Origin of the sequence: Burkholderia sp. CpTa8-5 (assembly GCF_017815045.1) — a bacterium.
Classification (GTDB): Bacteria; Pseudomonadota; Gammaproteobacteria; order Burkholderiales; family Burkholderiaceae; genus Burkholderia; species Burkholderia sola.
Map to the genome: position 1 here is coordinate 165,998 of NZ_JAGIQD010000013.1, position 11,845 is coordinate 177,842.

An 11,845-nucleotide genomic window follows, 5' to 3' on the forward strand; every position below is an offset into this window, starting at 1 on the left:
CGCTGCCGGCACCAGCCTGCGACAATCGACCGCAACCGGCATCCCAAAAACAAAAAGGGCCAAGCAATCGCTCGGCCCCTTTCAGATCCTGCTGCGTACCGGAAGCTTATTCAGCTTCTTGCACGTTTTCCGTTTCGTCGACTTCCGGACGGTCGAGCAGTTCGACCAGTGCCATCGGTGCGTTGTCGCCCACGCGGAAGCCGAACTTCAGCACGCGCAGGTAGCCGCCCGGACGGTTCGCGAAACGCGGACCGAGCACGTCGAACAGCTTCGCGACCGAGTCACGATCGCGCAGGCGGTTGAACGCCAGGCGACGGTTTGCCAGCGACGGCTTCTTGCCAAGCGTGATCAGCGGCTCGACGACTTTACGGAGTTCCTTCGCCTTCGGCAGCGTCGTCTTGATGACTTCGTGCTCGATCAGCGAGTTGGACATGTTACGGAGCATAGCCAGACGGTGGCTGCTCGTGCGGTTCAGTTTCCGCAGACCATGACGATGGCGCATTTCAGTTTCCTTGATTCAAAGTTTTGGTCCAGCTCTTCTATCGCGCCTCGGAGGGCGCACGGGCCGGTAACGAAAAAAGCAAGATGCGGATTTTAAAGGAAAATCCGCATCTTTGCCAACTACAGCGATAGCCAGGCTACAACCGGGATTACTTGTCGAGACCAGCCGGCGGCCAGTTCTCGAGCTTCATGCCCAGCGTGAGACCGCGCGAAGCGAGCACTTCCTTGATCTCGTTGAGCGACTTGCGACCGAGGTTCGGCGTCTTCAGCAGCTCGTTTTCCGTGCGCTGGATCAGATCGCCGATGTAGTAGATGTTCTCGGCCTTCAGGCAGTTCGCCGAACGAACCGTCAGCTCGAGATCGTCCACCGGACGCAGCAGGATCGGATCGATCTGCGGTGCACGCGACGGCGCTTCGGCTGCCGTTTCCGTGCCTTCCAGCGCCGCGAACACGGACAACTGGTCGACCAGGATGCGGGCCGACTGGCGGATCGCTTCTTCCGGCGTGATCACGCCGCTCGTCTCGATGTTCATCACGAGCTTGTCGAGGTCGGTACGCTGCTCGACCCGTGCGCTTTCGACCGCATAGCTCACGCGGCGAACCGGCGAGAACGATGCGTCGAGGACGATGCGGCCGATGATCTTGGCCGTGTCTTCGCCGTAGCGACGGACGTTGCCGGGCACATAGCCGCGACCCTTTTCGATCTTGATCTGAACGTCGAGCTTGCCGCCCTTCGACAGGTGCGCAATCACGTGATTCGGGTTGATGACTTCGCAATCGTGCGCCAGCTCGATATCGCCGGCCGTCACGACGCCTTCACCTTCCTTGCGCAGCGTAACCGTCACTTCGTCACGATTATGCAGCTTGAACACCACGCCCTTCAGGTTCAGCAGCAGGTTGACGACGTCTTCCTGCACGCCATCCAGCGTCGAGTACTCGTGCACCACGCCTGCGATCGTGACTTCGGTCGGCGCGTAGCCTACCATCGACGACAGCAGCACGCGGCGAAGCGCATTGCCCAAGGTGTGGCCGTAACCGCGTTCGAACGGTTCCATGACCACCCTCGCGTGGTTCTCGCCCAGCGATTCCACGGCGATGATCTTGGGTTTCAGCAAACTGGTTTGCATGGGCTTTCCTTTTCAATACCCTCGGCTCGTTACACCGATAAGGCTGACCGGTAACAACCAGAAAATAAACAGCCGAGGCCCCTCCTTGCGCAACGCAATCGGGGTACCTCGGCCGTCAATCGGATTAACGCGAATACAATTCGACGATCAGGCTTTCGTTGATGTCGCCTGCGATTTCAGCGCGTTCCGGCATTTGCTTGAACGTGCCTTCGAACTTCTTCGCATCGACTGCAACCCAGCTCGGCATGCCGCCTTGCTCGGCCAGCGACAGCGCTTCGACGATACGCGCCTGCTTCTTCGCCTTTTCGCGGATCGCGACGACGTCACCCGCCTTCACTTGCTGCGACGGGACGTTTGCGACGACGCCGTTCACGGTGATCGACTTGTGGCTCACCAGCTGACGCGCTTCAGCGCGGGTCGAGCCGAAGCCCATGCGATACACGACGTTGTCGAGGCGCGACTCGAGCAGTTGCAGCAGGTTTTCACCCGTGTTGCCCTTGCGGCGATCGGCTTCAGCGAAGTAGCGACGGAACTGACGTTCCAGCACGCCGTAGATACGCTTGACCTTCTGCTTTTCGCGCAGCTGCGTACCGTAGTCGGACGTACGTGCGCCCGAGGTACGGCCGTGCTGGCCCGGCTTGCTGTCGAGCTTGCACTTGTCGGCGAGCGAGCGGCGCGCGCTCTTCAGGAACAGGTCGGTGCCTTCACGGCGGGACAGCTTGGCTTTGGGGCCGATATAACGTGCCACTTTGCATTCCTTTATCAATCAGTCACGCGGATCGAAATCCGCGCTAGTCCGCTCCCTTTGGGGCGAACGGTGGGCTTAGTCAATCAAAAAAGCAACGCCCGTCGACGCTGAGCGGCGACAGGCAATGCGCTAGCACGAACGTGCCAGCACATCCTTAGATACGACGACGCTTCGGCGGACGGCAGCCGTTGTGCGGAATCGGGGTGACGTCCGAAATCGCGGTGATCTTGATGCCGAGGCCGTGCAGTGCACGCACTGCCGACTCGCGACCCGGGCCCGGGCCCTTGATCCGCACTTCCAGATTCTTCACGCCATATTCCATCGCGACGCGGCCAGCCGATTCAGCTGCGACCTGAGCGGCGAACGGCGTCGATTTGCGCGAGCCCTTGAAGCCCTGGCCGCCCGACGTCGCCCATGCCAGAGCGTTGCCTTGGCGATCGGTGATCGTGATGATCGTGTTGTTGAACGACGCGTGAACGTGAACCACGCCTTCAGCGACGTTCTTCTTAACCTTCTTGCGAACGCGTTGCGCCGCGGTGTTCGAAGCCTTAGCCATTACGTTTTCCTGTAACTGTCAGTTCCGCTTACTTCTTCAGCGCTTGCGCTGCACGACGCGGACCCTTGCGGGTACGTGCGTTCGTACGCGTACGCTGACCGCGCATCGGCAGGCCCTTGCGATGACGGACGCCACGGTAGCAACCGAGGTCCATCAGGCGCTTGATGTTCATCGTCACTTCACGGCGCAGATCGCCTTCGACGACAAACTTGCCCACTTCTTCACGCAGCTTTTCCAGGTCTGCGTCGGTCAGATCCTTGACCTTCTTCGAAAAATCGACGCCAGCTGCCACGCAGATGCTGCGCGAACGGGTGCGGCCGACACCAAAGATAGCCGTCAGGCCGATCTCGGTGTGCTGGTGATTCGGGATGTTAACCCCTGCGATACGAGCCATTGTTTTTCCTCAAACAAAAAGCGCAAACAAACGCGCGGTCAGCCTTGGCGCTGCTTGTGGCGCGGATCCGAGCTGCAGATCACGCGAACGACGCCTTTGCGCTTGATGATCTTGCAATTGCGGCAAATGCGCTTAACCGATGCCATCACTTTCATGATAATACCCTTTTTTCAAATCACTTCGCCCGGAACACGATCCGCGCACGAGACAGATCGTAAGGCGTCAACTCAACCGTCACCTTGTCGCCGGGCAGAATGCGGATGTAGTGCATCCGCATCTTTCCGGAAATATGCCCCAACACGACATGGCCGTTTTCCAGCTTCACACGGAAGGTCGCATTCGGGAGGTTTTCAATCACCTCGCCCTGCATCTGGATTACATCGTCTTTGGCCATAGTCCTTTCAACGCATCGGGATGTTGCCGCCCTTGAAGTTTGCCTTCTTGAGCAGAGACTCATACTGTTGCGACATAACGTACGACTGCACCTGCGCCATAAAGTCCATCGTGACGACGACAATGATCAGCAGCGACGTTCCACCAAAATAAAACGGCACGTTCCAGCGCAGCACCAGGAATTCCGGCAGCAGACACACGAAGACGATGTAGATCGCACCGGCCAGCGTCAGACGCGTGAGGATGCGGTCGATATATCGTGCGGTCTGATCGCCCGGACGGATGCCCGGAACAAACGCGCCGCTCTTCTTCAGGTTGTCCGCGGTCTCCCTGCTGTTGAACACCAGTGCGGTGTAGAAGAAGCAGAAAAACACGATTGCCAGCGTGTACAGCAGCACGTAGACCGGCTGGCCCGGCTTCAGCGCTTCCGCAACGTTATGCAACGTATTGGAAATCCAGCTTCCCGTCGGCTGACCGGTACTGAACCAGCCGAGAATCGTTGCCGGGAACAGAATGATCGACGATGCAAAGATCGGCGGAATCACGCCCGACATGTTCAGCTTCAGCGGCAGATGCGACGACTGCCCACCGTAGATCTTGTTGCCGACCTGGCGCTTCGCGTAGTTCACGAGGATCTTGCGCTGACCGCGTTCGATGAACACGACCAGGTAAGTCACCGCGGCGATCAGAACGACGATGATGATCGCCGAAATGATGCTCATCGAACCCGTACGCACCAGCTCGAACAACCCGCCCACGGCATTCGGGAACCCTGCTGCGATCCCGCCGAAGATGATGATCGAGATACCGTTGCCCAGACCACGCTCGGTAATCTGCTCGCCGAGCCACATCAGGAACATCGTGCCCGTCACCAGCGTCACGACCGTCGTCAGACGGAACAGCGTGCCGGGATCGGTGACGAGGCCCGGCTGGTTTTCCAGCGCGGCCGCGATACCGAATGCCTGGAAGGTCGCGAGCACCACGGTGAAATACCGCGTGTACTGCGTGATCTTCCGTTGCCCTGCCTGCCCTTCCTTCTTCAGCGCCTCGAGCTGCGGCGACACGATCGCCAGCAACTGCATGATGATCGACGCCGAGATGTACGGCATGATCCCCAGCGCAAAGATCGTGAAGCGGGAAAGTGCGCCACCCGAGAACATGTTGAACATGCCCAGGATGCCGCCCGCCTGGCTCTGGAACAGCTTGGCCAGTTGATCCGGATCGATGCCCGGCACGGGAATGTGCGCGCCGATGCGATAGACGATCAGCGCCAGGAGCAGGAACATCGCTCGCCGGCGCAGATCGCCGAATTTCGCCGTGCTTCGACCGGGTTTTGCAAGACTCGGGCTGTTAGCCAAGTACCTTCTCCGATGAATGCAAGTGACGACGCGCTACGCGTGTCACTCGGCGAACGAACCGCCAGCCGCTTCGATCGCAGCGCGCGCACCCTTGGTGGCACCGAGACCCTTCACGACGATCTTGCGCTTCAGTTCGCCCGTCGCGATGATCTTTGCGCTCTTCGTCAGCTCGCCGACCAGGCCGGCTTGCTTCAGTGCGAGCAGATCGATCTCGTCGACCGGCAGCTTCTCGAGGTCGCCCAGGCGCACTTCACCGACGAATTCCTTCGTCAGCGACGTGAAGCCGCGCTTCGGCAGACGACGTTGCAGCGGCATCTGACCGCCTTCGAAACCGACTTTGTGGAAGCCGCCCGAACGCGATTTCTGACCCTTGTGACCACGGCCAGCCGTCTTGCCGAGGCCCGAACCGATGCCACGACCGACGCGACGCTTGGCGTGCTTGGCGCCAGCTGCCGGCTTCAGGTTATTCAATTCCATATCAACTCCTTGATCCGTAGGGCCGCTTACGCGATGACCTTAACGAGGTACGAGACCTTGTTGATCATGCCGCGGACCGCCGGCGTGTCCTGCAGCTCGCTAACCGAGTTGAGTCGGCGCAGGCCCAGGCCACGCACGGTCGCGCGGTGCGATTCGCGGGTCCCGATCAGGCTCTTCACGAGCTGAACCTTGACAGTTTTTTCAGACATGGTGACCACCCGGGCTTAGCCCAAAATATCTTCGACGGACTTGCCGCGCTTCGCCGCGATGTCTGCCGGGGTCGACTGCTTGCGCAGGCCGTCCAGCGTGGCGCGAACGAGGTTGTACGGGTTCGTCGAACCGTGGCTCTTCGCCACGACGTTCTGAACGCCCATCACGTCGAACACTGCGCGCATCGGGCCGCCGGCGATCACGCCCGTACCTGCCTTCGCCGGAGCGAGGAGGACAGCGGATGCGCCGTGCTTGCCGTGCACTTCGTGCTGCAGCGTGCCGTTCTTGAGCGGCACCTTGAACATGTTGCGGCGAGCTTGTTCCATTGCCTTCTGGACAGCGACCGGCACTTCCTTCGCCTTGCCCTTGCCCATACCGATGCGGCCATCACCGTCGCCAACCACGGTCAGTGCGGCGAAGCCGAGAATACGGCCACCCTTCACGACCTTGGTCACGCGATTGACCGAAATCATCTTTTCGCGAAGGCCGTCGTCGCGCTCGTCAGCCTGAACTTTCGCTTGCATCTTTGCCATGACGAATTCCTTCCTTAGAACTTGAGCCCAGCTTCGCGAGCTGCCTCAGCCAGCGCCTTGACGCGGCCGTGGTAGCGGAAGCCCGAGCGGTCGAAGGCGACGGATTCGATGCCGGCAGCCTTTGCCTTTTCGGCAATACGCTTGCCGATCAGCGTCGCGGCATTGACGTTGCCGCCCTTGCCCGACTTGTCGGCCAGTTCTGCGCGCACTTCTGCCTCGAGCGTCGACGCGCTGGCGAGCACCTTGGTGCCGCAGGGCGAGAACACTTGAGCGTAGATGTGCGTGTTCGTGCGATGCACGGCGAGACGCGCGACCTGCAGCTCAGCGATCTTGATACGCGTCTGGCGAGCGCGGCGCAGGCGAGATTGAGTCTTATCCATGATTGCGCACCCTTACTTCTTCTTCGTTTCTTTGAGGATCACAACCTCGTCGGCATAACGCACGCCCTTGCCCTTGTAGGGCTCCGGCGGACGGTAACCGCGGACTTCCGCAGCCACTTGACCGACTTGTTGCTTGTTGATCCCCTTGATCACGATTTCGGTTTGCGTCGGGGTTTCAGCCTTGACGCCTTCCGGCATCTGGTGCACCACCGGGTGCGAGAAACCCAGCGACAGGTTCAGCTTGTCGCCTTGCGCTTGCGCACGGTAACCGACGCCAACCAGCGTCAGCTTGCGCTCGAAACCCTTGGTCACGCCGTGCACGGCATTCGCGATGATCGCGCGCATCGTGCCCGACAGTGCATTTGCTTCGCGGCTTTCGTCGACCGGCGACAGATTCAGCGTGCCGTCGTTGTTCGCCACGTTCACGAGCGGATTGATCGCTTGCGTGATGGTGCCCAGCGGACCCTTGACGGTGATTGCACCGTCGGCCAGCTTGACTTCCGCGCCTTGCAGCGCGATCGGGCTCTTACCTACTCGAGACATGTTTCTCTCTCCTCGGCTTTAAGCGACGTAGCAGATGACTTCGCCGCCGACGCCGGTAGCGCGCGCCTTGCGGTCGGTCATCACGCCCTTCGGCGTCGACACGATTGCCACACCGAGGCCATTCATGACCTGCGGAATGTCGTTGCGGCCGCGGTACACGCGCAGACCAGGCTTCGACACGCGCTCGAGGCGTTCGATGACCGGGCGACCTGCGTAGTACTTCAGCGCGATATTCAGTTCGGACTTCGCACCTTCCGCCTTCACGGCGAAATCGTCGATATAGCCTTCGTCCTTCAGGACTTGCGCGATTGCAACCTTGACCTTCGACGAGGGCATCGCGACCGATACCTTCTCGACCATCTGCGCGTTGCGGATGCGAGTCAGCATATCGGCGATAGGATCACTCATGCTCATTTACGTTTCTCCTATTACCAGCTCGCCTTGGTCAGGCCAGGAATCTCGCCACGGAATGCGATTTCACGAATCTTGTTACGCGCGAGGCCGAATTTACGGAACGTGCCACGCGGACGGCCCGTGATCGCGCAGCGGTTACGCTGGCGGGTCGGGTTTGCGTTGCGGGGCAGTTGCTGCAGCTCCAGGCGTGCTTCGTAGCGCTCTTCTTCCGACTTGCTTTGGTCTTCGACGATCGCCTTCAGCGCTTCGCGCTTTGCTGCGAACTTCGCGACCAGGCGGGCGCGCTTCTTTTCACGTTCGATCAGTGCCAGTTTAGCCACGGTAACCTCAGTTTCTGAACGGGAACTTGAAGCTGGCGAGCAGAGCCTTTGCTTCGTCGTCGGTCTTCGCAGTCGTCGTGATGCTGATGTTCAGCCCACGCAGTGCGTCGATCTTGTCGTAATCGATTTCGGGGAAAATGATCTGCTCTTTCACACCGATGTTGTAGTTGCCACGGCCATCGAAAGCACGACCCGACACACCGCGGAAGTCACGCACGCGGGGCAGGGCAACCGTCACGAAACGGTCGAGGAATTCGTACATCGCCTGGCCACGCAGCGTCACCATCGCGCCGATGGGATAACCCTGGCGGATCTTGAAGCCTGCGATTGCCTTGCGAGCCTTCGTGACGACCGGCTTCTGGCCGGCGATCTTCGTGAGGTCGCCAACGGCGTTCTCGATGATCTTCTTGTCAGCGATCGCTTCGCCAAGACCCATGTTCAGCGTGATCTTGGTGATGCGCGGCACTTCCATGACCGACTTGTAACCGAACTTCTCGATCAGGCCGGGCACAACCTTTTCTTTGTAAAACTCTTGAAAACGAGCCATTTTTTACTCCGCTGCGTCAGGCGCTCAGTACGGCACCGGTCGTCTTCAGGAAGCGAACCTTCTTGCCTTCCTCGACCTTGATGCCAACACGCGACGCCTTGCCATTCGCGTCGACCAGTGCGACGTTCGAAATATGCAGGGGCATCGTCTTCGCTTCCACGCCGCCCGTCGTACCCTTCATCGGGTTCGGCTTCACATGCTTCTTGACGAGGTTGATACCTTCAACCGTCACATGTTCAGCACCGACAGCCAGCACGACGCCGCGCTTGCCCTTGTCCTTGCCAGTGACGACGATGACTTCGTCACCTTTGCGAATCTTGTTCATCGCGACTCCTTACAGCACTTCCGGCGCCAGCGAAACGATCTTCATGAATCGTTCGCTACGCAGCTCACGCGTCACCGGCCCGAAGATACGGGTGCCGATCGGCTCGAGCTTGTTATTCAAAAGCACAGCGGCGTTGCCGTCGAACTTGATCAGCGAGCCGTCTTGACGGCGCACGCCCTTGGCGGTGCGAACCACCACGGCGTTGTAGATTTCGCCTTTCTTCACGCGCCCGCGCGGCGTTGCCTCTTTGACGCTCACCTTGATGATGTCGCCAATGCCGGCATAACGACGCTTCGAGCCGCCGAGCACCTTGATGCACAGGACTTCACGTGCACCCGTGTTGTCGGCTACTTCGAGCCGAGATTCGGTCTGGATCATGGTTTGTCTTTCCCAACTTAATCCGGATGCACCACCATGATGCATTCGGTCAGTCTTGGTCCCGTCAGCCAATCGGCTGCTTGGGTTGGAACAGCAGCGACGGCAAACGAAACCCGCCATCGCAATTCGGTGAATCTTTCGGACAGACAGGCGCCAGTCCGCTTCCCCCACCAACTTCGCCCGCGACGGGGCTCCCATAAAGAGGGAAGACCAGGATTATAACAAATAATCCTGGTCCCGCAAGCAAAAACTTTGCGATTTCAAGCACTTCGTGACGAAGTGCCCGTTACTGCCTACTGCGCTGCCCGCTTAGATGACGCGAGCGGCTTCGACGAGGCGCGACACCGTCCAGGCCTTCGTCTTCGAAACAGGACGCGTTTCCTGGATTTCGACGAGATCGCCTTCGTTGTAGGTGTTCGCTTCATCGTGCGCGTGGTACTTCTTCGAGCGCACGACATACTTGCCGTAGATCGGATGCTTGACGCGGTGCTCGATCAGCACGGTGACGGTCTTGTCCATCTTGTTGCTGACGACCCGACCGACCAGCGTCCGCTTCAGCGAGGTTTTCACGCTATCGTTCATTTCTGGTTCGCCTTCTGAGTCATGACGGTCCGCACACGTGCGATGTCGCGACGAACCTTCTTCAGCTGGCTCGTGTTCGTGAGCTGCTGGGTCGCGAGTTGCATGCGCAGGCCGAATTGCGCCTTCAGCAGGTCCGCCAGCTCCTTGTTGAGCGCGGCCTGGTCTTTCTGGAGAAGTTCGGAAGCCTTCATGTTTTCTCCTTAGGCGCCGAGCTGGCGCACGATGAATGCCGTCTTCAGCGGCAGCTTGGCTGCGGCCAGACGGAACGCTTCGCGTGCCAGTTCTTCGGTTACGCCGTCCATTTCATAGAGCATCTTGCCCGGCTGAATCTCGGCGACGTAGTACTCCGGGTTACCCTTACCGTTACCCATACGCACTTCGGCCGGCTTCTGCGAAATCGGCTTGTCCGGGAAGATCCGGATCCAGATGCGGCCGCCACGCTTGATGTGACGCGTCATTGCACGACGCGCCGCTTCAATCTGACGTGCGGTCAAACGACCGCGACCGATCGCCTTCAGGCCGAATTCACCGAACGACACTGCGTTGCCGCGCGTCGCCTTGCCGGTGTTACGACCCTTCTGCTCTTTACGATACTTTCTGCGTTTCGGTTGCAGCATCGTTATTCTCCAGTCTTGCCGTCTTCGGGCTTGCCGGCGCCACGGCGCGGTGCGCCACGACGAGCACCCGGAGCGCCGCCTTCGCCGTCACGGCGCGGACGACGGTCGCCCGGACGCGCATTGCGACGCGGACGCTTGTCTTCGGCTACTTCTTCCACCACCGGTGCGTCGTTGCGGCCGAGCGTATCGCCCTTGTAGACCCACACCTTGACGCCGATGATCCCGTAAGTCGTCTTCGCTTCCGAAGTCGCGTAGTCGATATCAGCACGCAGCGTGTGAAGCGGCACGCGACCTTCGCGATACCACTCCGTACGAGCGATTTCGATACCGTTCAGACGGCCTGCGCTCATGATCTTGATGCCTTGGGCACCCAGACGCATCGCGTTCTGCATCGCACGCTTCATCGCGCGACGGAACATGATCCGGCGCTCGAGCTGTTGCGTGATCGAGTCAGCGATCAGCTGAGCATCGGTTTCCGGCTTGCGGATTTCTTCGATGTTGACGTGAACCGGCACGCCCATGCGGCGTTGCAGTTCCGTCTTCAGCTGTTCGATATCCTCGCCCTTCTTGCCGATGACCACGCCCGGACGCGAGCTGTAAATCGTGATGCGCGCGTTCTTCGCCGGACGCTCGATGACGACCCGACCGACCGAAGCGTTCTTCAGCTTCTTCTTCAGGTACTCACGAACACCGATGTCTTCCTGCAGCATCGCCGCGAAATTGTTGTTGTTCGCGTACCAACGCGAAGCCCAATTGCGGCTGACAGCCAGGCGGAAGCCAGTCGGATGAATTTTCTGTCCCATCGTATGGCTCCTTAATTCCCGACCGTCACAGTGATGTGACAGGATTGCTTCTCGATGCGGTTACCGCGGCCCTTGGCGCGCGCAGTGAAACGCTTGAGCGATGCAGCCTTGTCGACGTAGATGCTCTTGATCTTGAGCTCGTCGATATCAGCGCCTTCGTTGTGCTCCGCATTCGCGATTGCCGACAGCACAACCTTCTTCACGATGCCAGCCGCCTTCTTCGGCGAGAACGTCAGAACGTTCAGCGCCTTGTCGACCGGCAAACCGCGGATCTGGTCAGCCACAAGGCGCGTTTTCTGCGCCGAGATGCGGGCACCGCGATGAATTGCTTTCACTTCCATCTTGATTGCCCCTTATTTCTTGGCCTTCTTGTCGGCTGCGTGACCCTTGAACGTACGGGTCAGTGCGAACTCGCCAAGCTTGTGGCCGACCATGTTTTCCGAGATGTACACCGGAACGTGTTGACGGCCGTTGTGAACAGCGATCGTCAGGCCGATGAAATCCGGCAGAATCGTCGAGCGACGCGACCAGGTCTTGATCGGCTTTTTGTCGCGCGAAGCTGCAGCCGCCTCAACTTTCTTCAGCAAATGGGCGTCGCAGAACGGACCTTTTTTAACAGAACGTGCCATTGCCTACTCC

Annotated in this window: 24 protein-coding genes; all 24 read right to left on the bottom strand. The window is 59.6% G+C overall.

Annotated elements, in window-relative coordinates; translation table 11 throughout:
- Window positions 1-106 precede the first annotated feature (106 nt).
- On the bottom strand, window positions 107-502 hold the full coding sequence (rplQ, locus tag J8I35_RS20915) for a 50S ribosomal protein L17 (RefSeq protein WP_006477175.1): 396 nt from the start codon (window positions 500-502) through the stop codon (window positions 107-109).
- A 148-nt stretch (window positions 503-650) separates the two neighbouring features.
- Window positions 651-1,628 (bottom strand): DNA-directed RNA polymerase subunit alpha, encoded by a 978-nt coding sequence (gene rpoA, locus J8I35_RS20920; protein ID WP_006477176.1) that lies wholly within the window; start codon window positions 1,626-1,628, stop codon window positions 651-653.
- Between the two features lie 124 nt (window positions 1,629-1,752).
- On the bottom strand, window positions 1,753-2,376 hold the full coding sequence (gene rpsD, locus J8I35_RS20925; RefSeq protein WP_006477177.1) for a 30S ribosomal protein S4: 624 nt from the start codon (window positions 2,374-2,376) through the stop codon (window positions 1,753-1,755).
- Between the two features lie 154 nt (window positions 2,377-2,530).
- The gene (rpsK, locus tag J8I35_RS20930; protein WP_004197937.1) at window positions 2,531-2,932 is read right to left on the bottom strand and encodes a 30S ribosomal protein S11; all 402 of its coding nucleotides are present in this window, start codon (window positions 2,930-2,932) and stop codon (window positions 2,531-2,533) included.
- Between the two features lie 28 nt (window positions 2,933-2,960).
- Window positions 2,961-3,326 carry a 30S ribosomal protein S13 gene (rpsM, locus tag J8I35_RS20935; protein ID WP_006477178.1) on the bottom strand — a complete coding sequence of 122 codons (366 nt, stop codon included), beginning with the start codon at window positions 3,324-3,326 and terminating at the stop codon, window positions 2,961-2,963.
- A gap of 38 nt (window positions 3,327-3,364) precedes the next feature.
- The gene (gene rpmJ, locus J8I35_RS20940) at window positions 3,365-3,481 is read right to left on the bottom strand and encodes a 50S ribosomal protein L36 (protein ID WP_004199844.1); all 117 of its coding nucleotides are present in this window, start codon (window positions 3,479-3,481) and stop codon (window positions 3,365-3,367) included.
- Between the two features lie 20 nt (window positions 3,482-3,501).
- Window positions 3,502-3,720 carry a translation initiation factor IF-1 gene (gene infA, locus J8I35_RS20945; protein WP_004521905.1) on the bottom strand — a complete coding sequence of 73 codons (219 nt, stop codon included), beginning with the start codon at window positions 3,718-3,720 and terminating at the stop codon, window positions 3,502-3,504.
- Between the two features lie 7 nt (window positions 3,721-3,727).
- Entirely contained in the window at window positions 3,728-5,077 is a 1,350-nt protein-coding gene (gene secY, locus J8I35_RS20950) for a preprotein translocase subunit SecY (protein WP_050013167.1), read from the bottom strand.
- 42 nt (window positions 5,078-5,119) lie between these two features.
- Window positions 5,120-5,554 carry a 50S ribosomal protein L15 gene (gene rplO, locus J8I35_RS20955; protein WP_006482880.1) on the bottom strand — a complete coding sequence of 145 codons (435 nt, stop codon included), beginning with the start codon at window positions 5,552-5,554 and terminating at the stop codon, window positions 5,120-5,122.
- Between the two features lie 26 nt (window positions 5,555-5,580).
- On the bottom strand, window positions 5,581-5,763 hold the full coding sequence (rpmD, locus tag J8I35_RS20960; RefSeq protein WP_006400644.1) for a 50S ribosomal protein L30: 183 nt from the start codon (window positions 5,761-5,763) through the stop codon (window positions 5,581-5,583).
- A 15-nt stretch (window positions 5,764-5,778) separates the two neighbouring features.
- Window positions 5,779-6,297: a 30S ribosomal protein S5 gene (gene rpsE / locus J8I35_RS20965; RefSeq protein ID WP_006752931.1), complete on the bottom strand. Its 519-nt coding sequence runs from the start codon at window positions 6,295-6,297 to the stop codon at window positions 5,779-5,781.
- 14 nt (window positions 6,298-6,311) lie between these two features.
- Window positions 6,312-6,677 (bottom strand): 50S ribosomal protein L18, encoded by a 366-nt coding sequence (gene rplR, locus J8I35_RS20970; protein ID WP_006477183.1) that lies wholly within the window; start codon window positions 6,675-6,677, stop codon window positions 6,312-6,314.
- 12 nt (window positions 6,678-6,689) lie between these two features.
- Window positions 6,690-7,220, bottom strand: a complete 531-nt coding sequence (gene rplF / locus J8I35_RS20975; RefSeq protein WP_006477184.1) for a 50S ribosomal protein L6 — start codon at window positions 7,218-7,220, stop codon at window positions 6,690-6,692.
- A gap of 18 nt (window positions 7,221-7,238) precedes the next feature.
- Window positions 7,239-7,634: a 30S ribosomal protein S8 gene (rpsH, locus tag J8I35_RS20980; RefSeq protein ID WP_006477185.1), complete on the bottom strand. Its 396-nt coding sequence runs from the start codon at window positions 7,632-7,634 to the stop codon at window positions 7,239-7,241.
- A 14-nt stretch (window positions 7,635-7,648) separates the two neighbouring features.
- Entirely contained in the window at window positions 7,649-7,954 is a 306-nt protein-coding gene (gene rpsN, locus J8I35_RS20985) for a 30S ribosomal protein S14 (RefSeq protein ID WP_006482884.1), read from the bottom strand.
- A 7-nt stretch (window positions 7,955-7,961) separates the two neighbouring features.
- Window positions 7,962-8,501, bottom strand: coding sequence for a 50S ribosomal protein L5 (gene rplE / locus J8I35_RS20990; protein ID WP_006477186.1), 540 nt, complete (start codon window positions 8,499-8,501; stop codon window positions 7,962-7,964).
- Between the two features lie 16 nt (window positions 8,502-8,517).
- Window positions 8,518-8,826, bottom strand: a complete 309-nt coding sequence (gene rplX, locus J8I35_RS20995) for a 50S ribosomal protein L24 (RefSeq protein WP_006477187.1) — start codon at window positions 8,824-8,826, stop codon at window positions 8,518-8,520.
- A 9-nt stretch (window positions 8,827-8,835) separates the two neighbouring features.
- Window positions 8,836-9,204, bottom strand: a complete 369-nt coding sequence (gene rplN, locus J8I35_RS21000) for a 50S ribosomal protein L14 (RefSeq protein ID WP_006482918.1) — start codon at window positions 9,202-9,204, stop codon at window positions 8,836-8,838.
- 309 nt (window positions 9,205-9,513) lie between these two features.
- Entirely contained in the window at window positions 9,514-9,786 is a 273-nt protein-coding gene (gene rpsQ, locus J8I35_RS21005) for a 30S ribosomal protein S17 (RefSeq protein ID WP_006477189.1), read from the bottom strand.
- Window positions 9,783-9,977 carry a 50S ribosomal protein L29 gene (gene rpmC, locus J8I35_RS21010; RefSeq protein ID WP_006400652.1) on the bottom strand — a complete coding sequence of 65 codons (195 nt, stop codon included), beginning with the start codon at window positions 9,975-9,977 and terminating at the stop codon, window positions 9,783-9,785. The genes rpsQ and rpmC overlap by 4 nt, the downstream gene beginning before the upstream one ends.
- Window positions 9,978-9,986: 9 nt before the next feature.
- Window positions 9,987-10,403: a 50S ribosomal protein L16 gene (rplP, locus tag J8I35_RS21015; RefSeq protein ID WP_006482873.1), complete on the bottom strand. Its 417-nt coding sequence runs from the start codon at window positions 10,401-10,403 to the stop codon at window positions 9,987-9,989.
- A 2-nt stretch (window positions 10,404-10,405) separates the two neighbouring features.
- Complete coding sequence (gene rpsC, locus J8I35_RS21020; RefSeq protein ID WP_006482899.1) at window positions 10,406-11,206, bottom strand: 30S ribosomal protein S3; 801 nt, start codon at window positions 11,204-11,206, stop codon at window positions 10,406-10,408.
- Between the two features lie 11 nt (window positions 11,207-11,217).
- Entirely contained in the window at window positions 11,218-11,547 is a 330-nt protein-coding gene (gene rplV / locus J8I35_RS21025) for a 50S ribosomal protein L22 (protein ID WP_004199272.1), read from the bottom strand.
- A gap of 12 nt (window positions 11,548-11,559) precedes the next feature.
- The gene (gene rpsS, locus J8I35_RS21030) at window positions 11,560-11,835 is read right to left on the bottom strand and encodes a 30S ribosomal protein S19 (RefSeq protein ID WP_004199273.1); all 276 of its coding nucleotides are present in this window, start codon (window positions 11,833-11,835) and stop codon (window positions 11,560-11,562) included.
- Between the last annotated feature and the right edge of the window lie 10 nt (window positions 11,836-11,845).